Below are 22,029 nucleotides of genomic sequence, written 5' to 3'. Positions count from 1 at the left end.
CTGGGCGACCTGGGCCGTCGATGGCAAACTGAGCCAAACGACATCAACCCCGGGAGTTCCTGTGGAGCCAAGGTTCCTGTTGCTCTCCGACGTCGCCACTGAGCTGAACGTGTCGGACTCGCAGGTCTACCACATGGTGCGCAGCGGTGAACTGCCGGCGATCAAGATCGGCGGACGCGGCCAGTGGCGTGTCGAACGCGCGCGCCTGGAAGAGTACATAGCTCGTAAATACCATGAAACCGCCGACTGGGTGCAGAGCAACCCGCTTGTCGACCGCGAGCCGGAGTAGCTGAGGCTTCGCCTCCACCCCAAACCGCCACTGCACAGCCCTGGGCGGTCCCCGCCCGCTCGTTCGCGTGATCCACTCCGTATGGCCGAACCGGGGGTGTCACGGCGGCCTGGACGCCGCCTTGTTGGCAGAACCGAGTGGATCGAGCTGTGCGACGGGTTCGCTGCGCCGCCAGCCATTGACCGAGACCGGTCTATCGCCCAGAATCGATGGTGTCGAAGGCAAACGAAGGCAAACGCAAGATCAAGGGGGGCACGATGAGCGAGGCACGACAGGGGCCTTCCCGGCCAGCCGTGCGACTGCGCCCCGTCCCGCCCGTCGACCCGCCATACGTCGACGAGATCGACGGGTCGTACTGGCCGGCACCGACCCACGGTCAGCTCGCCCTCGACCTGTTCGCCTCGACCCGCCCCGACCCGGCCCGGCCACCACAACGTCGGGCCGCCCTCCGCGCCGTGCCCAGCCGGTCGACCACCCACCCGGTCACGCCAGCGCCGCCGGCGACCGCCCCGGAAGCCACCCGAGCCGCCCATCGGTTCGTCGGCAGTTGCCTCGAAGTGATCAACGGCTACCGTTCGCCGGCGCAGGTGCGGGCACTGCTCGACCCGGCCCGAGCGGGTGATCTGTTGACCGAGTTGGTTCGAGCGGGTGAGTTGCTGACCGAGTCGGTCCGCGGGTCCGGGCGGTCGGGGTCACCTCGCCGCCGCGCCGGCCGGCCACTGATCCGGCTGCTCCGCATGCGTGTCTGCGAGCCCCGGGAGGCAGCGGTGGAGGCAGCGGCTGTCCTCACCGGTGCCGGCGGTCGGAGCTGGGCGATGGCACTCCGGCTGGAGCATCGCCGGGGTCGTTGGCTCTGCACCGCCCTGCACGTCCTCTGACAGCGGACGACGCTGGACGACGAACGGGCCCCGGCCTGCTCGGCCGGGACCCGCTGGTCAGGTGCTGTCGTGTCGGTCAGTTGCCGCCGTTGGGGGCACCGTGGCAGCGCTTGTACTTGCGGCCCGAGCCACACGGGCACGGCGCGTTACGGGACGGGCCGTTGCTCGCCTCCGCCTGGTTCGCAGCCGGCCGACGGGAGGCGACCGACGGCACCGCCGGGCCGCGTAGCCCGGCGGCCGGACGCTGCGGAGCGGACGGGGCGGTCTGGCCCGGTGCCGCCGGAGCGCCCGGGGCCGGGCGACCCACACCGAGCGCCGGTGCCTGCTGTGCGGCCTGCTCAATGACGGGAGCGCCAGGGCTGGCCTCACCGTCGATGGTGGGGGCCGAATATTGCAGACCCTGCCGCCGCGGCGCCTGGTTGAGGCCCTTGGCCCGGATCTCCACCGGCTTGTCGAGCAGCGTGACCTCGTCGGCCCCCGCCTCCGGCTCCGGTTCGCTCACCTGGACATCGACGTTGTAGAGGAAGCCGACCGTCTCCTCCTTGATGCCGTCCATCATGGTGGCGAACATGTCGAAGCCCTCGCGCTGGTATTCCACCACCGGGTCGCGCTGGGCGTACGCCCGAAGGTTGATGCCCTCCTGGAGGTAGTCCATCTCGTAGAGGTGCTCGCGCCACTTGCGGTCGATGACCTGGAGCAGCACCATCCGCTCGAGCTGACGCACCCCCTCGGTGCCGAGCTGCTCCTCACGCTTGTCGTACGCGGCGTTGGCGTCTTCCTTGAGGCGGGCGACCAGGAAGTCGGCGTCCATGCCGGCCCGCGAGCCGCCGGCCTCCTCCTCCAGCTCCTCGATCGTCACGCCGACCGGGTAGAGCTGCTTCAGGCTGGACCAGAGCTGCTCAAGGTCCCAGTCCTCGCCGTAGCCGTCGGAGGTGGCCCCCCGCACGTACGCCTCGACGGTGTCGTCGATCATGTTGCGGACCTGGTCGGAGAGGTCCTCACCGTTGAGCACCCGGAGCCGCTCGGCGTAGACGACCTGGCGCTGCTTGTTGAGCACCTCGTCGTACTTCAGCACGTTCTTGCGGATCTCGGCGTTCTGGCCCTCGATCTGAGCCTGGGCGCTCTTGATCTGCCGGGTGACCATCTTCGACTCGATCGGCACGTCCTCCGGGATGTTGAAGCGCTCCATCACCGCCTCGACCGCCCCGGCCCGGAACCGCCGCATCAGCTCGTCCTGCAGGGACAGGTAGAAGCGGGACTCGCCCGGGTCACCCTGCCGGCCGGCGCGACCGCGTAGCTGGTTGTCGATCCGCCGGGACTCGTGCCGCTCGGTGCCCAGCACGTAGAGGCCACCGGCGGCCGAGACCTCGTCCGCCTCGGCGTCGCAGGCCTGCTTCCACGTGGGCAGGACCTCCTCCATCGCCTTGGCGTACTCCTCCTCGTTCTCCAGCGGGTCGAGCCCGCGCTGGCGCAGCTCGTTCGCGGCGAGGAACTCGGGGTTGCCGCCGAGCAGGATGTCGGTGCCTCGACCGGCCATGTTGGTCGCCACGGTGACCGCGCCCTTACGCCCGGCCTGGGCGACGATCTCGGCCTCCCGCGCGTGGAACTTGGCGTTCAGCACGTTGTGTGGGATGCCCCGTCGGCGCAGCAACTGGGAGAGGATCTCGGAGTTTTCCACCGAGACGGTGCCGACAAGCACCGGCTGGCCGAGCTGGTGCCGCTCGGCGATGTCCTCGATGACGGCGTTGAACTTGGCCTTCTCCGTCTTGTAGATGACGTCCGGCCGGTCCTCGCGGACCATCGGGCGGTGGGTCGGGATCGTCACGACGCCGACCTTGTAGACCTTGTTGAACTCGCTCGCCTCGGTCTGCGCCGTACCGGTCATCCCGGACAGCTTCTCGTAGAGGCGGAAGTAGTTCTGCAGGGTGATGGTGGCAAGAGTCTGGTTCTCCTGCTTGATCTCCACCCCCTCCTTGGCCTCGATCGCCTGGTGCATGCCCTCGTTGTAGCGGCGGCCGTGCAGGATGCGACCGGTGAACTCGTCGACGATCAGGACCTCACCGTCGCTGACGATGTAGTCCTTGTCGCGCTTGTAGAGCTCCTTGGCCTTGATGGCGTTGTTGAGGTAGCCGACCAGCGGAGTGTTCACCGACTCGTACAGGTTGTCGATGCCGAGCCGGTCCTCGACCTTGGCGACACCCCGCTCCGTCACCGCGATGGTGCGCTTGGAGTGGTCGACCTCGTAGTCGCCCTCGCCGTCGGTGCCGGGCTGGAGCCGGGCCACCACACCTGCGAACTCGCCGTACCAGCGGGCCGAGTGCTCCGCCGGACCGGAGATGATCAGCGGGGTGCGGGCCTCGTCGATCAGGATGGAGTCGACCTCGTCGACCACCGCGAAGTTGTGGCCGCGCTGCACCAGCTCGTCCTTCGACCACGCCATGTTGTCGCGCAGGTAGTCGAAGCCGAACTCGTTGTTGGTGCCGTAGGTGATGTCGCACTCGTAGGCGGCCTTGTGCTCGGTGGCCGGCCGGTTGGGCAGCACCACGCCGACGGTCAGCCCGAGGAACTCGTGCACCCGACCCATCCACGCCGCGTCACGCTGGGCGAGGTAGTCGTTGACCGTGATCACGTGCACGCCCTTGCCGGACAGCGCGTTGAGGTAGACGGCCATGACCGAGGTCAGCGTCTTGCCCTCACCGGTCTTCATCTCGGCGATGTTGCCGAAGTGAAGTGCCGCGCCGCCCATCACCTGGACGTCGTACGGGCGCTGGCCGAGCACCCGGGCGGCCGCCTCGCGGGCCACCGCGAACGCCTCCGGCAGCAGGTCGTCGAGGGTCTCCCCATCGGCGAGCCGCTCCCGGAACTGCTCGGTCATGCCGGCCAGCTCCTCGTCGGTGAGGTTGACGTAGTCGTCCTCGATCGAGGTGACGGCGGCGGCGATGGCCTTGAGCCGGCGCACCATGCGGCCCTCGCCCGCGTTAAGGACCTTTTCCAGAATCGACACGGATCAACGCTCCCCTAGACAGTCTCGAACCATCGTAGGCGCTTCATCGGCGCGATGGTCACTGGTGGCGGTGGTCGGCCTCGCCGAACCCGACATAACTCGCGTCCTGCGCACCCCTCGAACGTTATCCGGTTACGCCGTCGGCGAACGGTGCGGCACGATGCACGGGTGGAGCCCGTGGAGATCATCGAGGACGGCGTGCTGCTGCGGCAATGGCGCGACACCGACGCCGACGCCGTGCACCGGGCGTGCCAGGACCCGGACATCCAGCGCTGGACCAGCGTGCCGCGCCCATATCGGCCCGAACACGCCCTCGGCTTCGTCACCGAGATGAGCGGGACGGCCTGGGCGGAGGGCACCGGGGCGCCGTTCGCGGTCTGCGACCCGGCGACCGGTGAACTGCTCGGCTCGTGCGGGCTGATCTCCATCGACCGGGACGGCACCGGCGAGGTCGGTTACTGGACCGCACCCTGGGCACGCGGCCGGGGCGTCATGGTCCGGGCCACCCGGGCGCTTTCCCGCTGGTCCTTCGCCACCCTCGGGCTGCGCCGGCTGATCTGGCAGGCCGAGGTGGGCAACCACGCCTCCCGGCTGGTCGCCCTCCGGGCCGGTTTCCGGATCGACGGCCGGCTGCGGCGGCCCGACCCGGCAACGGGGTCCGGCGCGGACGGCTGGATCGGCTCCCTGCTGCCCGGCGAGGTGCCGGAGCCCGGGGCGACCGGGCCGGCCGGTCCCGGCACCCTCGTCGCCCGGCGCGCCGCGGTCTTCGGCCGCCCACAACCCACAGTGTTCGCCACCGCCGGTGCCGGTGAGCTGCGGCTGCGGCCGATGGAGGAGCAGGACCTGGACGCCGTGGTGCAGACCTGCCGGGACCCGGAGACCATCCGCTGGACGACAGTGCCGGACCCGTACCAGCAGGCCGACGCGCAGGGATTCCAGGTCTACAGCCAGGACGCCTGGGCTCGGGGGCAAGCCGCGTGCTTCGTGGTCGCCGACCCGGACGACAGGTACGCGGGCACGATCGACCTGCGGCTCTCCCCCACCGACGCCCTGCTGGCCGACGTCGGCTTCATGACCGCCCCGGCGGCTCGCGGCCGGGGGTACATGCCGGCCGCGCTTGTCGCGCTGAGCACCTGGGGTTGCGCCACGCTGGGCCTGGCCCGGATCGAGTGGAAGGCGAACGTGGGCAACACCGCCTCCCGGCGGGTGGCGGAGAAGGCGGGCTTCACGTTCGAGGGGACGGCCCGGGGCGGCGTGCAGCACCGGGGCGAACGGGTCGACGCGTGGGTGGCCGCGCTGCTCGCCGAGGACCTGGCATGACCTGGCCAGAGGTCATCGAGGCGCACGGGGTGCGGCTGCGGCCCTTTCGGGCCGAGGACACCGCGGACGTGGTCGACGGCTGCGCGGACCCGCTCACCCAACGGTTCGTCTCGAACCTGCCCACGCCGTACACCCGGACCGACGCCCGGTGGTGGATCGACGTCGGCGCCGCGGCGGCCTGGACCGGCGGCGGCGCGGCGTACGCCGTCGCGGACCCGGCCACCGACCGGCTGTTCGGCGCGGTGGGGCTGAACAATCCGGTGCCCGCGCGCGGGCAGGCCGAGATCGGCTACTGGCTGCGGCCGGCGGCGCGCGGGCGGGGACTGGCCGCCGCGGCCACCCGCGCGCTGAGCGAGCACGCGTTCACCACCGGAACGGCTCGACTGGAGCTGCTCACCGAGCCGGAGAACGGCCCGAGCCAGCGGGTCGCGCTGGCCGCCGGTTTCCGCTACGAGGGTGCACGCCGGTCGGCCGGTTCGGGCCGGGACGGGGGTCGGCACGACCTGCTGGCCTGGGTACGCCTCGCCGACGACCCGCCCGGACCGGTCGCCCGGCTGCTGCCCGACCTGCCCGGCGGGGTGCTCACCGACCAGGTGGTGAGTCTGCGCCGGCTCGCGCCGGACGACGCCGACCTGATGTACCGGCTGCACAGCCGACCCGAGGTGGTGGCGAACCAGGCGCCGCCCGTGCCGCCGACGCGAGAGGCGATCGAGCGACGGTGTCGTCTCGCGGAGAGCGGGTGGCTGACCGGAGACATCGCCCGACTGCTGATCACGGACGTGTCCAGCGGGGAGCCGGTGGGTAGTTGCGGGCTGTCGTACACCGACGTGGCGGCCGGCGAGGCGTCGGTCGGCTACGCGTTGCTGCCCGACTGGCGCGGCCGGGGGTACGCGACCCGGGCGGTCCGACTGCTTGCGGGCTGGGCGTTCGGGCCGGCCGGTGTCGCCCGGCTGACCGCCGGCACGGTGCCGGACAACACGGCGTCGCACCGCGTGTTGGAGCGGGTCGGGTTCCGGCGCGAGGCTGTGCAGCGCGGCAGGCTGCCCGGGTTGGCCGGCGCCCGCCTGGACGACCTGACCTTCGCGTTGCTCGCGGGCGAACAGCGCTGACGTCGCCAGCTCCAGCCGTGGATCACGGGGTGCGCTGGGTTCCCCCAGCACAACCCCGTGATCGTGGGTCGGCTGGTGGTCAGGTGGCGAGGGAGATGATGCCGTAGTCGTACGCGTGGCGGCGGTAGACGACGCTGGGGCGGCCGGACTCCTTGTCCTGGAACAGGTAGAAGTCGTGGCCGACCAGTTCCATCTCGAACAGCGCGTCGTCGATCGTCATCGGCTCCGCCGGGTGCACCTTCTCCCGGGCGATGTGCCACGGCTGGTCGTCGTACTCCTCCTCGACCCGCTCCGCGACGGCGGTGCCGGCGCGGGCACCGTCGAGCGGCGCGCTCAGCGTGCTGGTCCCCAGGTCGGCGACCGGCAGGCCAGCGGTGGCCTCGGCGACGGAGATCGGCGCGTGCCGACCCCGGTGTACGCGACGGCGGTCGGCCGCGCGGCGCAGCCGGGTGTCGAGCTTCGCGATGGCCGCGTCGAGTGCGCTGTAGAAGTCGTTCGTGCAGGCCTCGGCCCGCATCACCGGGCCCCTGGAAATGCAGGTGATCTCCACCCGCTGGCAGTGCTCGGCCTGGCGCGGATTGCGCTCGTGGAACAGCTCGACATCGACGCGAATCAGTTTGTGATCGTAGCGTTCGATCTTTGCGAGTTTCTCGGCTACGTGTACCCGGTAATGGTCCGGCACTTCGACGTTTCGGCCCTTGACCACGATGTCCACGTGACCTCCCTTGTTCGGACGGTCTTCGATCCGGCAACCCGGTCGCGCGCCGTGGGGGGACCCGCTGGCGTCGACCGGCTGGTACGGCTACGCCTCCTCTCACCGCCGAGGGTGGGTGGAACGACCTCCTACCCCCGACAGCGAAACGCTAACTCTTGTTCGCCCGGCAGTCACCCCAAGTTGCCGAGACTGCCCAGGATTTTTCGCAGCTCATACACCAACGGGTGAAACGGAAACACAGTCGGTTACGGAAGGTGTCTTTTCTCGGTCGCCGCGAGCACCGCGGCAACACTGGGCACCCATCCGGTCGCACTCAGCACCCTGGTCGCGGCGGCCAGTGTCACGCCGGTGGTGACGATGTCGTCGAGCAGCACCACGACCGGTGCCGCGCCGGCAGCACGACCCCGACCCGCCGTGGCGCGCGGCCGGAAAGCGGCAGCGGCCGCCGCCGCCCGTTCGGCGCGGTCCAGGCTCACCGAGTCGGGCCGGGGCAGCGCACGCAGCGGGCGGTGCACCTGCGCCGCCCAGCCGCCCTGGTTGAGCCGGGCCGCGCAGTGCCGGGCCAACCGGTCCAGGTGGTCGCCGTACCGGGCACGGGCCGCCGCCGCCGTGTCCGGGACTGGGACCAGCGCCACCGGGCGAGCCCCGCCGACCGCCGCCGCGACGACCTCGGCGAGCAGTGCGCCGAGCGGGCGGGCCAGACCGTGCCGGCCGTGTTCCTTGTACGCCAGCAGAGCCTCACGCAGCGGCCCTGCGTACGGGCCGAGGGCCACGCAGGGCGGCAGGCCCGGCGGGGCGGGCGTCGGACGGACCGGCAGGGGGCGCAGCGCGCCCAGTGCCGCCACGCAGGCCGGGCAGACCCCGTGCCGCAGGCCGGGCCGGCGGTCCCCACAACCCGCGCAGTTGGCGGGCAGCACCAGGTCGGCGAGGTCCGCCCAGAGGCCGGTCACCACGTCACCCGGTCAGTAGAGGAAGAACGGCGCTGACGGATTGCTCGGGCGGACACCGGTCGGGACCGGGGGGATGTCCCGTACGCGGCCCGGCTCGATCCGTTCGAAGGGGCTGCTGCGGTAGGCCACCCCGTTCGCCTCGTACATGTAGGCCCCGCTGGGCACCCGCACGGTGCGATTGGTCGGGTACGCGGTCAGATGGTTGACCTTGGCACCGAGGTCGGTCCGCAACGGTGTCTCCAGCGCGCCGTCGACGCTGATCTCGTAGATCGCCGGCTGACCGACCGACCCGGCCACCACCAGTTGGTCCTCGCTGCCCCAGTCGACAGCGGTGAGGGCGGTCAGCGAGGTGGGCACCTGTCGGGGTGGGCCGATGGAGACGCCGCCGCCGTCCGGGTTCACCGCGGCGACGTAGAGCCGGCCGCCGGCGATCAACGCGACCCGTTGGCCGTCCAGCGCGGCAGCCACCGCGGTGACGTCGGCGGGCAGGTTGAGGGGCACCTGATACATCCGCGCCGCCTCGTCGAACCGGTAGAGCTGCCCGTCGGCGACGACCAGGCCCCGGCCGGGGCGTCCGTCGACCGTACGCAGCCAGACCGGACGGCTCATCAAGGAGTATTCGGACGCGCTGCGGTTGAGGGCGGAGACCGGCGCGGAACCCGTGCCCACCGCGAGCCGGTGCCGGCTGTCGTTGCTGCCGGACACGACCATCGCGGCGAGGACCCGCTGCTCCTTGGCCACCGCCAGGTCGGCGGAGACGATGTTGCGGTTGACCTCGGGCGCCAGTGGCACGGTGCCGCTGAGTTCGCTGCCGAAGTCGAGCGGGTGGATGGCGCCCTCGTACAGGCCGAACCGCTGCGGGCTCTCGGCGTCGGGGTAGAGCTGGTGCGAGTTTCGTCGCTCGCTCAGGTCCTGCACGGGCAGCGAGTTGTTGCGGATCCGCAGCTCCAGCTCACCCGGCAGGTCCCCCAGCGACCAGGCGATCTGCGTGATCAACTGGTCGATGCCGTTCTGGTCGTCACCGGACATGTCCAGGTTGACCTCCCACCGGCCGTTGCCACCGGTGGCGTTGTTGATCAGCTCGGTGCGGTCGGGCAGCCCGACGACACCCGGACGCAACCAGTCGGAGGGGCCGCCGACCAGCCACTTCACCACCTCGTTCACCCGGCGCTCATCGGGCACCGCGAGCGGCCGGTAGCGCTGGTCGGGCACGAGGCGGGTGCGGTCCGAACTCCAGAAGTAGATCGACTCGTCCTGGTAGTAGCGACGGAGGGCGACATCGCTGAGCAGCAGCACGTTCGGCGGGTCGACGATGTACAACCCGGCGCGCTCGTCGTTGACGCCGCCGTTGAACGCCGCGCTGCGGATCCCGAACTCGTACTCCGTCTCGGTCGCCACCGGCGGGGCCAGGGTGCCGTTGGCCCGCAGCAGACCGATCTGCTGCACGGTGATCTTCACGGTGGTGGTCGAGTCGCTGTTGAGGGTGTAGACCGCCTCGCGCAGCCGCACCACGTTCAGCGCGACCTCGCTGCCCTTCTTCTCCTGCAGGCGGGACTTGTTCTCCGGGGCGATGAACGCCTTGACCCGCTCGTACGCCCGGTCCGGCTCACCGGCGGCGGCGGACAGGAAGTTGCGGACGAACGCCTCGTTGACGCTGCCGCTGGCCGTTCGCGTCGGCGGCTCACTGCCGGGACCGTTGACCACGCCGGCCTCCGTCGCGGCCCCACCCTTGCCGTCCACCCGCACGTCGGACGCCGCCGGAATGCCGCAGCCACCGCCCAGCAGCACCACCACGCCGAGCGCCGCGACCAGAGCCGGCCGTCTCATGAGCGCACCTCCGCCCGCTGTCCGTCCCCGGTCGGCGCCGGGTCGATCGCCAGTGCCCCGCCGGTGCCGGGCCCGATGGCCAGCGGACCGCCGTCGCGGGGGCCGCCGAACGGCAGCGCGGCGTCGGCCGGCACCAGTCGCAGCGGCGAGGTGGTCAGCCGGTCGCCAGCACGGGCCGGCAGCGTGAGCCGGAACTGCGCGCCCTGCCCGGGAGCACCCCACGCCTCCAGCCAGCCGCCGTGCAGCCGGGCGTCCTCCAGGCTGATCGACAGGCCGAGCCCGGTGCCACCGGTCTGCCGAGCGCGGGACGGGTCGGCCCGCCAGAACCGGTTGAACACCAACTTCTCCTCGCCCACCTTGAGCCCCACGCCGTGATCGCGGACGGTGATCGCCACCGCGGTCTCGTCCACCCCCAGGGTGATCAGCACCGGTCGGGCCTCGCCGTGTTCGACGGCGTTGCCGACCAGGTTGCGCAACACCCGCTCGACCCGACGCGGGTCGACCTCGGCGATCACCGGCGTGCCCGGCAGGTCGAGTTCGATGGGTACGCCCACCCGCTCGGCCAGGCCGGCCAGCCGGTCGGCCACCCGGTGCACCACCGGCACCAGGTCGGTCGGCTCGGAGTCGAGCATGGCGAAGCCCGCGTCGAAGCGGCTGATCTCCAACAGGTCGGTGAGCAACTCCTCGAAGCGGTCCAACTCGGCTTGCAGCAGCTCGGCGCTGCGGGCCACCGCCGGGTCGAACTCGTCGCGCTCGGCGAAGATCAGGTCGGCGGCCATCCGTACCGTGGTCAGCGGGGTACGCAGCTCGTGCGAGACGTCGGAGGTGAACCGGCGCTGCAGTCGGGACATCTCCTCCAGGCGCAGGATCTGCCGTTGCAGGTTGGTGGCCATCTGGTTGAAGGAGGCGGCGAGCAGGGCGAGGTCGTCCTCACCGTTGACCACCATGCGCTGGTCGAGCAGGCCGGCGGAGAGTCGCTGGGCGGTCCGTGCGGCGACCCGGACCGGGTTGACGACCAACCTGGTGACGAGCGCCGCGAGCAGCCCGAGCAGGATCACCAGGGCGACCCCGGTGGCCACGACAGTGGCTCGGGCGTCGGCGGCGGTGACGTCCTGCCGGGTCAACGGCACCAGGTAGTAGAGCTCGATCTGGCCGAAGCGGGTGGGCACCGGTGAGCCGTAGACCAGGTATTTGGTGGACTCGCCGGTGAGCCGCCCGGTGCGGATCTGGCTGGCCACCTTGCCGTCGGCGATCGTGGCCCGCAGCTCCGGGCTGATCAGCGACTGGACGTTCGCCGAGGGCGCGGTGCGGGTCTGGATGTCGTTGTGGTAGCCGTCGGCCGTGATCGCCACCACCACCCCGCTGGTCTGCTGGGGGTCACCGCCGGCCAGGTAGTTGACAGTGCCGTCGATGGTCTCCTGGAGCTGCGCCTCCTGCGGCTGACCGTAGAGGGAGACCTGCTTGGCCGCGTAGCTGGCACCGCTGATCACCCGCTGTCGGACGTCGCTGCGGGCGTTGTCGAGCAGGATGGTGGTGATCTTGTCAGCGATCAGGAACGCGAAACCGCCGACCAGCAGACTGGACGCGACCAACGTGATGGTCACGACCCGGACCTGAAGTGAACGCCGCCAGGTCTGGTGCACCCGGGCCACCACCCGGGCGGCCCGCCCGCTCACCGCGCGCCAGATCTCCCCACCGGCGCTGGGCCGGTGGGCAGCCGTGCTCGGGGAGTGTGGGGGCGGCGAGGTCGACACAGTGCGACCAGGCTATCCGGTCCCCGCCTTGTATCCCACGCCCCGCACGGTGAGGATGATTTCCGGTCGCTCCGGGTCCGGCTCGATCTTGGCGCGCAACCGCTGGACGTGCACGTTGACCAGGCGGGTGTCGGCCGCGTGCCGGTAGCCCCAGACCTGCTCCAGCAGCACCTCGCGGGTGAAGACCTGACGCGGCTTGCGGGCGAGCGCGACGAGCAGGTCGAACTCCAGCGGGGTCAGCTTCACCTCCTCGTCGTTGCGGCTGACGGTGTGCGCGGGCACGTCGATGGTGATCTGGTTGTCGGGTGGCCCGATGGTCAACATCTCGGGGGCCACGTCCTCGCCTCGGCGCAGGCGGGCCCGCATGCGGGCGACCAGCTCCTTGGGCTTGAACGGCTTGACCACGTAGTCGTCGGCACCGGACTCCAGGCCGAGCACGACGTCCACGGTGTCGCTCTTGGCGGTGAGCATGACGATCGGCACGCCGGATTCCGCCCGGATCGACCGGGCGACGTCGATACCGCTCATACCCGGCAGCATCAGGTCGAGCAGCACGATATCGGGACGGCTGTCACGAAAGGCGGCCAACGCCCGCTCGCCGTCGGCCACAAACGAGGGCTGGAAGCCCTCGCTGCGCAACACGATGCCAAGCATCTCGGCGAGCGCGGGGTCGTCGTCGACCACCAGTACGCGGGCTCTCATGGGATTAATATTGCATCCTCAGTCAGGTCGGTGGGACCGGCGTCCGCCGGTAACGCAGGGTGCCGCCGAAGAAGCGTTCAACGCGACCCGCGGCGGCGGCGCCACGTGCTGCGGTGCCCGGCGCGCGGATCGGCCCCGGCCCAGGCTGCCACCATGATCCCCCTTCGACGCCGCCCGGCGCCACCGCAGCCTGGGCCGGTCCCGCTGTCGCCAGGCTGACCCCACCTCAGCCGAAGAGCGCGCGCCCCCAGTGGTCCCCGCCGTCGCGTACCCCGGGCGGGCAGGCGAACACGCCGCTGGAGACGTGCCGCAGGTATTCGTTCATCACGTCGTGCCGCGCCAACTGGGTCTGGATCGGCACGAACTGGCGGCGCGGATCGCGCTGGTAGGCGATGAAGAAGAGGCCCGCGTCGAGCCGGCCGAGGCCGTCCGAGCCGTCGACGAAGTTGTAGCCCCGGCGCAGCAACTGGGCGCCGTTGTTCCGGCTCGGGTGGGCAAGCGTCACGTGGGCGTGCTCGGCGATCACCGGCTTGCCGTCCGCGCCGCGCGCGGCGAAGTCCGGCTCGTCGAACTCCTTGGTTCGACCGAGGGGGGCGCCGCTGCCCTTGGTCCGGCCGACGATCTCCTCCTGCTCGGCCAGGGAGGTCCGGTCCCAGGTCTCGACCAGCATCCGGATCTTGCGGGTGACCAGGTACGAGCCGCCCGTCATCCAGTCCGGCCCGTCACCCGGCTGCACCCACAACTGGTCGCGCAGCAGGTCGGTGTCCTCGGCCTTGAGGTTGGCCGTGCCGTCCTTGAACCCGAACAGGTTGCGCGCGGTGGCCTGGTCACGGGAGGTCGACGAGGTACGCCCGAAGCCGAGCTGCGACCAGCGGACGCTCACCACGCCCATGCCGAGTCGGGCCAGGTTGCGGATCGCGTGCACCGCGACCTGCGGATCGTTGGCGCACGCCTGTACGCAGAGGTCACCGCCGGAGAGCTGCGGTTGCAGGGCGTCGCCGGGGAACTTCGGCAGCTCGGCCAGGGCGGCGGGCCGCCGGTCGGCGATGCCGAAGCGGTCCCGGCCGTCGGCGTCGCGGAACAGTGTCGGCCCGAATCCGATCGTCAGCGTGAGCTGCGACGGGGGCAGGCCGAGCGCCTCGCCGGTGTCGTCCGGTGGAGCCTCCGGTATCCCGCCCACCGCGCCGAGGATCCCGGCGTCCCGCCCCGCGGTCATCCGGGCGGCGGCGGCCGTCCACTCCTCGAGCAGCTCGACAAGCCGGGCCCGGTCCTTCGTGATCACGTCGAAGGCGACGAAGTGCAGCCGGTCCTGCGCCGGGGTGACGATGCCGGCCTGGTGCTCGCCGTGGAACGGCACCGCCCCGGCCGGGTGGTCGCTCACCGCGGCCGGGCCACGGGAGCCGTTGACAAACGCCGTGGCACCGACCGACATGCCGGCGACCCCGGCCACCCCGGCGCCGGCGAGCGTGATCGCCCGCCGCCGGGTCAACCTGCTCCCGCTCATCACTCCCCCTGTCGTCCGGTCACTTCGCGACGGCTGCGGCGACCTTGCTGATCGGCTCGGCGAGCGCGTTGATCCCGTCGGAGAGATCCTTGAGCTCGGCCTTGCTCAGTGCGGTGTGCAGCTTCCACCCGTCGCCGTCGCGGTGCTTGCCGAGCAGCGCCTCGACGTTCGCGAACTCGGTGTCCAACTGCGTGACCAGCTCCGGCGAGCGCTGCTGGAGGGCCGGGCGGAGGGCGGAGACGGCGGCCTTGGAACCTTCGAGGTTGGCGGCGAAGTCCCACAGGTCGGTGTGCGAGTAGCGGTCCTCCTCGCCGGTGATCTTGCCGCTGGCCACCTCGTCGAGCAGTTCCTTGGCACCGTTGGCGAGCTGGAGCGGGGAGAGCGTCTCGGCGTTGGCCTTGGTCACGATCTCCTTGACGTCCGCCAGCAGGCGGTCGGCGATCGGGCCGTCCTTGCTGATGTCGCCCGACTGCCAGAGGTCCTTCTCGATCCGGTGGAAGCCGGTGAACTCCATCCCCTCCTCGATGACCTCCTCGCGGCCATCGATCTTGGGGTCCAGGTCGCCGAAGATCTCGGCCACCGGCTCGATCCGCTCCCAGTAGGTGCGGGCGACCGGGTAGAGCGTCTTGGACTTCGCCACGTCGCCGGCCTTGACCGCGGTGACGAACTCCTCGGTCTTGTCCAGCAGCGCGTCGGTCTGGCTCTTGACGTAGCGCTGGTAGTTGTCGGCAGCGCCGGCCAACGCGGCGTCGGCGGTGAGCGGCTGCGCCGACCCACTGACCTTGAGCGCGCCCCGGATGCCCTTGCCGCTCATCCCGGGCTTGCAGGCCGTCTGGTAGGTGCCGGCCGGCAACTCCACGTGCAGCTCACGGCTCAGTCCCGGGGCGATGTTCTCCACCTCGCCCATGACGCGGTCGCCGTCGGCGTACACGTAGAACTCGGTCACCTTGGCGCCGGAGTTGGTGATCTTGAAGGTGGCGGTGCCGGCCCCCAGGTCCGTGGTGCCGACCTCGCAGGCGGTGTCCGTCGCCTTGACCGCGATCGCGCCGCCGGCCGCGGCCGGGTCGTCCTTGTCGGCACCGGAGCAGGCGGTCACACCGGCCGTCGCCAGCACGCCGACGGCGGCCAGCGCGAAGAATCGGGTGGTACGCATCTGAGCTGTCTCTCCTCGTGGGGGTCAGGCACGCTGCGGCGTGGCTGCCGCCTCGGCCTCGGCCTCGGCCTCGGCGCCGGTGTCGGCTCCGCGCTCGGTGACTGTGGTTTTCGCGGGGGGTGCCGGCCTGCGGCGGGCCGGCCGCAGGAAGAGCAGGAGGACCGGCACGGCGTACCCGATCCAGGCGATCGTCTCCAGCACGCTGGGCGCGGGCGTCACGTTGAACATGCCGGCGAGCAGGGCCGCGTACCAGGTGGTCGGGTCGAGCACGCCGGTGATGTCGAAGGCCAGGTCGTTCAGGCCGGGCAGGACACCGGCCTCCTGGAAGTCGTGGACGCCGTACTTGAGGATGCCGGCGGCGACCAGGATCAGCAGCGCGCCGGTCCAGGTGAAGAACTTGGTGAGGTTGATCCGCAGGGCGCTGGCGTAGAGCAGCACGCCGAGCACCACGGCGGTGAGGATGCCACCGATCAACGCGAGCAGCGGTCCGCTGTCGCCGGCCGCGCCCTGGGCGGCCGAGTAGAAGATCAGCGCGGTTTCCAGGCCCTCCCGGATCACCGCGAGAAAGGCCATGCCGGCGACCGCGAACGAGCCGACGGCAAGCGCCTCGGTCAGCTTGCCCCGCAACTCGCCGGCGATGCTCCGGGCCGCCCGACGCATCCAGAAGATCATCCACGTGACAAAGACCACGGCGGCGACGGAGGTGATCGCCTCGAACAACTCCCGGTCCTCGTAGCGGGAGAGCAGCGAGGTCGAGGTGTACTCGATCAGCCAGCCGAAGAGCACCGACAGCACCACGGCCAGGCCGACGCCCGCCCAGACCTGCGGCAGCCGGTCCCGGCGCTGCGACTTCACCAGGAAGGCGACCAGGATGCTGACCACCAGGGTGGCTTCCAGACCCTCCCGCAGGCCGATCAGGTAGGTGGCGAACATCCGCGCTCCGAGTTCATTAGGTACGCCTCAACTAACTTAGGGCAGGCATACCTTGCTCCCTGCTCAGGAGCCTCGTCAAGTCGTTCGGGACAACCTCACTCGACCTCGCGCCCCCGGCTCGGCCGACCGGCGACGGAACGCCACCGTTCGGCTGTGGAAGGATGCCCGCCGTGAAGGGATTCCTGCCGTGGCTGGCGGTGCTTGCCGTGGTCGTGCTGCTCAGCGCGCTGCGCCTGCGGGCGTTGGCCACCGTCGTGTCGCTCGGCTGGCTGGCCTGGTGCGTCTGGACGTGGGTCCGCCCCTCCCGCCGCGGCTCCCGTTCGGGCTGACCCGCCGACTACGGGCGGAGACGACGAACCGGGCCGGCTGTGAACAGCCGACCCGGTCCGAAAGAGCGTCGATCAGTAGCGGTAGTGATCCGGCTTGAACGGGCCCTCGGTGGAGACACCCAGGTAGGCGGCCTGCTCCTTGGTGAGCGTGCTCAGCTTGGCGCCGAGCGCGCCCAGGTGCAGCCGGGCCACCTTCTCGTCCAGGTGCTTGGGCAGCACGTAGACGCCGATCGGGTACTCCTCGGTCTTGGTGAACAGCTCGATCTGGGCGATCGTCTGGTTGGCGAACGAGTTCGACATCACGAAGCTCGGGTGCCCGGTCGCGTTGCCCAGGTTCAGCAGGCGGCCCTCGGAGAGCACGATGATGGCGTGCCCGTCGGCGAAGCGCCACAGGTCGACCTGCGGCTTGATGTTGACCCGCTCGACGTCGGAACGCTTGGCCAGACCGGCCATGTCGATCTCGTTGTCGAAGTGGCCGATGTTGCCGACGATGGCCTGGTGCTTCATCCGGGCCATGTGCTCGTTGGTGATGACGTCGAAGCAACCGGTGGCGGTGATGAAGATGTCCGCCTGCTCGACCACGTCGTCCAGGGTGGCGACCTGGTAGCCGTCCATCGCGGCCTGCAACGCGCAGATCGGGTCCACCTCGGTCACCACGACCCGGGCGCCCTGGCCGCGCAGCGACTCGGCGCACCCCTTGCCCACGTCGCCGTAGCCCATCACCACTGCCATCTTGCCGCCGATCAGCACGTCGGTGGCCCGGTTGATGCCGTCGATGAGCGAGTGCCGGCAGCCGTACTTGTTGTCGAACTTGCTCTTGGTCACCGAGTCGTTGACGTTGATGGCCGGGAAGAGCAGGGTGCCCGCGCGGTGCATCTCGTAGAGCCGGTGCACGCCGGTGGTGGTCTCCTCGGTCACGCCCTTGATGCCGGCGGAGATCCGGGTCCAGCGCTGACCGTCCTCGGCGAGCGAGCGGTGCAGCAGTTCGAGGATGACCGCGTACTCCTCGGAGTCGGCGGACTCGACCGGCGGCACCGCACCGACCTTCTCGAACTCGGCGCCCCTGTGGACGAGCAGGGTGGCGTCGCCACCGTCGTCGAGGATCATGTTGGGCCCCTGCCCGTCCGGCCAGGCGAGCACCTGCTCGGTGCACCACCAGTATTCCGGGAGGGTCTCGCCCTTCCACGCGTACACCGGGACGCCGGCGGGGGCGTCGGCCGTGCCGTTCGGGCCGACGACGATCGCCGCGGCGGCGTGGTCCTGGGTGGAGAAGATGTTGCAGGACGCCCAGCGCACCTGTGCGCCGAGGGCGACAAGCGTCTCGATCAGGACGGCGGTCTGGATGGTCATGTGCAGCGAGCCGGTGATCCGCGCACCGGCCAGCGGCTGCGCCTCGGCGAACTCGCGGCGAATCGACATCAGGCCGGGCATCTCGTGCTCGGCGAGTTGGATCTCCTTACGCCCGAACTCGGCGAGCGACAGATCCGCCACCTTGAAGTCGCCTTCGGCGAGGGTGCTCGGCCGGGCCTCGGTCGGCGAACCGCTGGGGGACGCCGGGAGGGTGCTGGTCATGAAAGCTCCTGTCGAACGATGTCTGCGCCGACTTTCCACCTTACGCGCGCCGTCGACTGGTCTTGGGAACGGTCGGCAGACAGCGCACGGGGCGGTCGGTGATGAACGGACTTTCCCGCCCACGTCCCGCCCGCCCCGTGCATCCCCCCGGTTTGGTTCCCCGCACGTTCTCGGACCGTCGTCGCGATAACGCTGCGTACTCATAGAGTCACACTCGGGCAACTCCTCGTCAAGCTATTCCGGAAAAGTCGGACTTGTGTCGTCGCTGGCGTCGACCGGGTCACCGCAATCCGGAGGTCGCCACGTACGCCTCACCGTCGCCACTGATCCGCAGCGGCTCGCCGGCCGCGGTGCCGATCGCCGCCTCGCCGGACGCCAGCGTCACCGCACCGACGCCGTCGTCGACGGTGACCACGCCCCCGGCGCAGAGCACCACCCGGGGACCGGGCAACGGCAGCGCGACCGAGGGCACCGCAGCGCCCACCCGCACCCGGTGCAACGCGAAATCGTCAACCGGCACGGGCCACCAGTCCACGCCCGGCCCGACCGGCAGCGCGGCCCGTACCGGCTCGTCGAGCACCTCGAAGCGGAGCACCCGCAGCAACTCGTCGACATCCACCCGTTTCGGGGTCAGCCCACCCCGCAGCACGTTGTCACTGGCCGCCATGATCTCCACGCCGCAGCCGCTCAGGTAGGCGTGCAGGTTGCCGGCAGGCATCCAGATCGCCTCCCCCGGCATCAGCCGCACATGGTGCAGCAGCAACGCCACAAGCACACCCGGATCCGCCGGGTACGCCTTGGCCAGCCGGCGGGCCAACTCCGCGTCCGGGCCCTCGACCGACGCCGCCAGAACGGAACCCAGCAGCCCGTCGCGCTCGGCGACCGGCCAGCCGAGCAGCGTCCGCACCGCCGTGCGCAGCCCTTCCGGCCCGCCCCGCAACGCGTCGACCACCGGCGCCAACTCCGGTACGCCGAACGCGGCGAGCGCCTCGGCCGACTCCGTCGGATCCCGGAAACCGCACAGTGCCTCGAACGGGGTGAGCGCGACGAGCAGCTCCGGCTTGTGGTGCGGGTCGGAATAGTTGCGCTGCCCCTCGGGAAGGCCCGCCTCCGCCGCGTAGCCCGCCCGCGCCTGTTCCGCGTCCGGGTGTGCCTGCAGGCTCAGCGGAGCGTCGGCCGCGAGCACCTTGAGCAGGAACGGCAGCCGGCTGCCGAACCGCTCCGACACCCGCTGGCCGAGCCACTGCCCCGGCTCGTCCCGCACCAGGTCGCAGAGGCTCACCCGCTGGCCGGCACGGTCCACGCTGGCCGGGGCGCCCGGGTGGGCGCCCAACCACAGCTCGGCCTCCGGCCCCGCGCTGGGCACCACCCGGCCCTGGAGAAGGGCGAGGGCCGAGCGGGAGCCCCAGGCGTAGTCGCGGATCGGTCCGTAGAGTGGCTCCACAGGTCAGCCCCCGGGCCGCCCGGCCGCCTCGCCCGACGCGTCCTGCGGCACAGCGGTGTCGGCGGCCGCGCCGGTGCCGGCCTCGGCGGCGGCGGCGCTGTAGACGTCCGGCTCCAGGTAGATCACCCGGGCGATCGGCACCGCGGCGCGGATCCGCGCCTCCACGGCGTTGATGCCGCGGGCCAGGTCGTGAGCGCTCTCGCACTCCGGCACGGCGATCTTCGCGGCCACCAGCAGCTCTTCCGGGCCCAGGTAGAGCGTCTTCATGTGGATGATCCGCTCCACCTCGGGGCCGGCGGTGACGGCTCGCTCGATGGCGGCCAGGTCGGACGCCTCGGCGCCCTCACCGAGCAGCAGGCTCTTCGTCTCGATGGCCAGCACCACGGCGATGACCACGAGCAGGATGCCGATCATCGCGGTGCCGGCGGCGTCCCACTCCCCGTCGCCGGTGATCAGCGTCATGGTGACGCCGAACAGCGCGAACACCAGACCGACGAGCGCGCCGAAGTCCTCCAGCAGCACCACCGGCAGCTCGGGCGCCTTGGCCCGGCGGATGAAGCGCACCCAGGACTGGTTGCCCCGGATGTGGTTGGACTCCTTGATGGCGGTCCGGAAGGAGACCGACTCCATGATGATCGCGGCCAGCAGCACGGCCACCGGCAACCACTGCCATTCGGTGATCCCGTGGGGATCGTGGAACTTGTGGTACGCCTCGTAGAGCGCGAACAGACCACCGATGCTGAACAGCACGATGGACACGATGAACGCGTAGATGTAGCGCTCCCGGCCGTACCCGAACGGGTGTTCCGGGGTGGCCGCCCGTTTCGCCCGCTTGCCGCCGAGCAGCAGGAGGCCCTGGTTGCCGGAGTCGGCGACCGAGTGGACCGCCTCGGCCAGCATCGACGACGACCCGGAGAGCAGGAACGCGATGAACTTGGTGACGGCGATGCCGATGTTGGCAAGCAGGGCGGCGACAATCGCCTTCGTCCCGCCGTTCGCGCTCATGCCGCCGCTCCGCTTCGCGTCGCGGCGACCTGAGACGCCCCGCTGCTGAGCCACCTGGTTCGCTCGCTGCGCTCGCTCACGCCGCCGCTCCGCTTCGTCGCACGAAGCTGCCCGGTCCGCGCATGCCGCGCCGCCCCCTACGGTCGTTCACTGGTTCGACAGCTCCTTCATCTCGGTGATGGCCGGAACGGCCATCGGGTCCAGCCCGTGGGCCAGGGCAAGGTAGATCGAGGCGAAATCCGGGACCGCGATCAGCGAGGCCAACCGCTCCAGCGCCGAACCACCCTCGGCGGTCACCACGTCACACCGCACGCCACGACGCTCGGCGAGGGTCTGCACCGCGTCCGCGCGGCGCTCCTCGACGGCGAGGGGCTCATCGGTGTCGTCCTCGGCGTTGAGCCCGCCGTCGCGCAGCAGCACGAGGCGCAGCCGGGTGCCTTCGCCGTCGTCCTCCGCCGGATCGGCGAAGATGTCCCGCTCGCCCTCGGCCAGGCCGCCGAAGACGCCGTCGAGCAGCCCGACCCGGCCCCGGCCGGCCTCACCGAGCGCCCCGGTGACCACCGGGTAGCGGGCGTTGGCCGACAGGGTGTCGCCGAACCGGCGGGCGGCCACTGTCGCCAGCGGGGACGAGCCCCAGACGATCGGGATCGAGCCGGCCAGGCCCAGGGCCAGTGACTTCGCCGGATTGACGAAGGACTCCGCGGCGGAGCGGCAACGGTCGGCGTCGGCGTCGAGCCGGGCCGCGGTCTCCGCCAGATCCGCCTCGTTGACCTTCACGAGCCCGAGCGAACGGGCCGCGAGCAGGACGGGCACGGTGAGCGCCCAGAGGCTGGCGCGGGCCGGGGCACGCCGGGGCACCGGAATGAACGGCGCTCGGGCCTGCTCGGCGATCGACTGCAACTGCGAGTCGGGGGCACCCACGGCAACCAGGCGGGCACCGCGCCGGTGCGCCGCCTCGGCGGCACCGAGTGCCTCCGGGCTACGACCGGACGCGCTCACCGCGATCACCACGTCCGCCGCGCCCACCCAGCCGGGTACGCCCGCGCTGCGGTGCCCGATGATCGGGACCGGGCAGCGCGGCCCGGCGACCGTGGCCAGCACATCCCCGGTACGCCCCGCGGTGCCGATGCCGGCGATCACGACGGCTCGCGGACGCCCGTCGTCGGCGAGGACCGCCAGGTTCGCCTCGGCGGCCAGGGCGGCGCTCTCGCGAACCTGCGCACCGGCCGACGCGGTGTGCCGGAGCATGCCGCCCGGGTCGTGCTCGGCCAGCGCCTCCGGGTTGTCGAGCAGGGCCTCGTCGGCGTCGCGACGACCGCTGACCCCGGCCGTACCGTCGATCATGAGGGCTGCCCAGGGCCGCCGCGCGCCTCGTCGAGCAGCAGCACCGGCACGTCGTCGCGGACCTCGTAGATCCGGCCACACTCCGTGCAGGTGAGCGTCTGCGCCTCGGCGTCGTAGGTGAGCGGGGCGTGGTGCGTGTCCGGACAGGCGAGAATCTCGAGCAACTGCGGATCCAGGGCCATGGCACGGCTCCTTCC

General features: G+C 71.1%; 19 protein-coding genes. 5 read left to right on the top strand and 14 right to left on the bottom strand.

Annotated features, from left to right (window positions below; all coding sequences use genetic code 11):
• Positions 1–61: 61 nt before the first annotated feature.
• Both AB0F61_RS02300 and AB0F61_RS02295 read left to right on the top strand, forming a co-directional pair.
• On the top strand, positions 62–289 hold the full coding sequence (locus tag AB0F61_RS02300) for a helix-turn-helix domain-containing protein (RefSeq protein WP_357802482.1): 228 nt from the start codon (positions 62–64) through the stop codon (positions 287–289).
• A gap of 257 nt (positions 290–546) precedes the next feature.
• On the top strand, positions 547–1,167 hold the full coding sequence (locus AB0F61_RS02295; RefSeq protein ID WP_357802479.1) for an Rv3235 family protein: 621 nt from the start codon (positions 547–549) through the stop codon (positions 1,165–1,167).
• A 76-nt stretch (positions 1,168–1,243) separates the two neighbouring features.
• Here AB0F61_RS02295 and secA read toward each other — a convergent pair whose 3' ends face one another.
• Complete coding sequence (gene secA, locus AB0F61_RS02290; protein WP_357802476.1) at positions 1,244–4,171, bottom strand: preprotein translocase subunit SecA; 2,928 nt, start codon at positions 4,169–4,171, stop codon at positions 1,244–1,246.
• A 168-nt stretch (positions 4,172–4,339) separates the two neighbouring features.
• On the opposite strand from secA, the gene AB0F61_RS02285 reads away from it, so the two are divergent.
• Together AB0F61_RS02285 and AB0F61_RS02280 are read left to right on the top strand one after the other, a co-directional pair.
• Complete coding sequence (locus AB0F61_RS02285) at positions 4,340–5,491, top strand: GNAT family N-acetyltransferase (RefSeq protein WP_357802473.1); 1,152 nt, start codon at positions 4,340–4,342, stop codon at positions 5,489–5,491.
• Positions 5,488–6,600 carry a GNAT family N-acetyltransferase gene (locus AB0F61_RS02280; protein WP_357802471.1) on the top strand — a complete coding sequence of 371 codons (1,113 nt, stop codon included), beginning with the start codon at positions 5,488–5,490 and terminating at the stop codon, positions 6,598–6,600. The genes AB0F61_RS02285 and AB0F61_RS02280 overlap by 4 nt, the downstream gene beginning before the upstream one ends.
• Positions 6,601–6,679: 79 nt before the next feature.
• Here AB0F61_RS02280 and raiA read toward each other — a convergent pair whose 3' ends face one another.
• From raiA to efeU, 8 genes are all read right to left on the bottom strand, one after another.
• Entirely contained in the window at positions 6,680–7,315 is a 636-nt protein-coding gene (raiA, locus tag AB0F61_RS02275; protein WP_357802468.1) for a ribosome-associated translation inhibitor RaiA, read from the bottom strand.
• 245 nt (positions 7,316–7,560) lie between these two features.
• Positions 7,561–8,265 carry a ComF family protein gene (locus AB0F61_RS02270; RefSeq protein ID WP_357802466.1) on the bottom strand — a complete coding sequence of 235 codons (705 nt, stop codon included), beginning with the start codon at positions 8,263–8,265 and terminating at the stop codon, positions 7,561–7,563.
• A 12-nt stretch (positions 8,266–8,277) separates the two neighbouring features.
• Positions 8,278–10,092 carry an LpqB family beta-propeller domain-containing protein gene (locus AB0F61_RS02265; RefSeq protein WP_357802463.1) on the bottom strand — a complete coding sequence of 605 codons (1,815 nt, stop codon included), beginning with the start codon at positions 10,090–10,092 and terminating at the stop codon, positions 8,278–8,280.
• Complete coding sequence (gene mtrB / locus AB0F61_RS02260; RefSeq protein WP_357802461.1) at positions 10,089–11,846, bottom strand: MtrAB system histidine kinase MtrB; 1,758 nt, start codon at positions 11,844–11,846, stop codon at positions 10,089–10,091. Before mtrB ends, AB0F61_RS02265 begins: the two co-directional genes overlap by 4 nt.
• A gap of 12 nt (positions 11,847–11,858) precedes the next feature.
• The gene (mtrA, locus tag AB0F61_RS02255) at positions 11,859–12,548 is read right to left on the bottom strand and encodes an MtrAB system response regulator MtrA (RefSeq protein ID WP_110564421.1); all 690 of its coding nucleotides are present in this window, start codon (positions 12,546–12,548) and stop codon (positions 11,859–11,861) included.
• A gap of 226 nt (positions 12,549–12,774) precedes the next feature.
• The gene (gene efeB / locus AB0F61_RS02250; RefSeq protein WP_357802457.1) at positions 12,775–14,052 is read right to left on the bottom strand and encodes an iron uptake transporter deferrochelatase/peroxidase subunit; all 1,278 of its coding nucleotides are present in this window, start codon (positions 14,050–14,052) and stop codon (positions 12,775–12,777) included.
• Positions 14,053–14,071: 19 nt separating this feature from the next.
• A complete protein-coding gene (efeO, locus tag AB0F61_RS02245) occupies positions 14,072–15,205 on the bottom strand; it encodes an iron uptake system protein EfeO (protein ID WP_357802454.1) in 1,134 nt (377 codons plus the stop codon).
• A gap of 24 nt (positions 15,206–15,229) precedes the next feature.
• Entirely contained in the window at positions 15,230–16,138 is a 909-nt protein-coding gene (gene efeU / locus AB0F61_RS02240; RefSeq protein ID WP_357802451.1) for an iron uptake transporter permease EfeU, read from the bottom strand.
• 170 nt (positions 16,139–16,308) lie between these two features.
• Between efeU and AB0F61_RS02235 the strand changes: the two genes are divergently transcribed.
• Complete coding sequence (locus tag AB0F61_RS02235) at positions 16,309–16,467, top strand: hypothetical protein (RefSeq protein ID WP_357802448.1); 159 nt, start codon at positions 16,309–16,311, stop codon at positions 16,465–16,467.
• Positions 16,468–16,539: 72 nt separating this feature from the next.
• Here AB0F61_RS02235 and ahcY read toward each other — a convergent pair whose 3' ends face one another.
• The 5 genes from ahcY to AB0F61_RS02210 form a co-directional block, all read right to left on the bottom strand.
• The gene (ahcY, locus tag AB0F61_RS02230; protein ID WP_357802446.1) at positions 16,540–18,039 is read right to left on the bottom strand and encodes an adenosylhomocysteinase; all 1,500 of its coding nucleotides are present in this window, start codon (positions 18,037–18,039) and stop codon (positions 16,540–16,542) included.
• A 280-nt stretch (positions 18,040–18,319) separates the two neighbouring features.
• Positions 18,320–19,483 carry a mannose-6-phosphate isomerase, class I gene (gene manA, locus AB0F61_RS02225; RefSeq protein WP_357802443.1) on the bottom strand — a complete coding sequence of 388 codons (1,164 nt, stop codon included), beginning with the start codon at positions 19,481–19,483 and terminating at the stop codon, positions 18,320–18,322.
• Positions 19,484–19,486: 3 nt separating this feature from the next.
• A complete protein-coding gene (locus AB0F61_RS02220; protein ID WP_357802440.1) occupies positions 19,487–20,488 on the bottom strand; it encodes a cation diffusion facilitator family transporter in 1,002 nt (333 codons plus the stop codon).
• Between the two features lie 147 nt (positions 20,489–20,635).
• Complete coding sequence (locus AB0F61_RS02215) at positions 20,636–21,832, bottom strand: SIS domain-containing protein (protein WP_357802437.1); 1,197 nt, start codon at positions 21,830–21,832, stop codon at positions 20,636–20,638.
• Positions 21,829–22,014 (bottom strand): Trm112 family protein, encoded by a 186-nt coding sequence (locus tag AB0F61_RS02210; RefSeq protein WP_357802434.1) that lies wholly within the window; start codon positions 22,012–22,014, stop codon positions 21,829–21,831. Before AB0F61_RS02210 ends, AB0F61_RS02215 begins: the two co-directional genes overlap by 4 nt.
• Positions 22,015–22,029 lie beyond the last annotated feature (15 nt).

Origin of the sequence: Micromonospora sp. NPDC023888 (assembly GCF_040639415.1) — a bacterium.
Lineage (GTDB): Bacteria > Actinomycetota > Actinomycetes > Mycobacteriales > Micromonosporaceae > Micromonospora.
Note: the sequence above shows the minus strand (reverse complement) of the source record. Positions and strands in the feature narration are given on the sequence as shown.

What these genes read in the sequence shown, in the direction of transcription:
- AB0F61_RS02265 (WP_357802463.1), bottom strand. Translation starts at nt 10,092, where the DNA reads ATGAGACGGCCGGCTCTGGTCGCGGCGCTCGGCGTGGTGGTGCTGCTG.
- efeB (WP_357802457.1), bottom strand. Translation starts at nt 14,052, where the DNA reads ATGAGCGGGAGCAGGTTGACCCGGCGGCGGGCGATCACGCTCGCCGGC.
- efeO (WP_357802454.1), bottom strand. Translation starts at nt 15,205, where the DNA reads ATGCGTACCACCCGATTCTTCGCGCTGGCCGCCGTCGGCGTGCTGGCG.
- AB0F61_RS02215 (WP_357802437.1), bottom strand. Translation starts at nt 21,832, where the DNA reads ATGATCGACGGTACGGCCGGGGTCAGCGGTCGTCGCGACGCCGACGAG.
- efeU (WP_357802451.1), bottom strand. Translation starts at nt 16,138, where the DNA reads ATGTTCGCCACCTACCTGATCGGCCTGCGGGAGGGTCTGGAAGCCACC.
- mtrA (WP_110564421.1), bottom strand. Translation starts at nt 12,548, where the DNA reads ATGAGAGCCCGCGTACTGGTGGTCGACGACGACCCCGCGCTCGCCGAG.
- AB0F61_RS02220 (WP_357802440.1), bottom strand. Translation starts at nt 20,488, where the DNA reads ATGAGCGCGAACGGCGGGACGAAGGCGATTGTCGCCGCCCTGCTTGCC.
- AB0F61_RS02280 (WP_357802471.1), top strand. Translation starts at nt 5,488, where the DNA reads ATGACCTGGCCAGAGGTCATCGAGGCGCACGGGGTGCGGCTGCGGCCC.
- ahcY (WP_357802446.1), bottom strand. Translation starts at nt 18,039, where the DNA reads ATGACCAGCACCCTCCCGGCGTCCCCCAGCGGTTCGCCGACCGAGGCC.
- AB0F61_RS02210 (WP_357802434.1), bottom strand. Translation starts at nt 22,014, where the DNA reads ATGGCCCTGGATCCGCAGTTGCTCGAGATTCTCGCCTGTCCGGACACG.
- AB0F61_RS02295 (WP_357802479.1), top strand. Translation starts at nt 547, where the DNA reads ATGAGCGAGGCACGACAGGGGCCTTCCCGGCCAGCCGTGCGACTGCGC.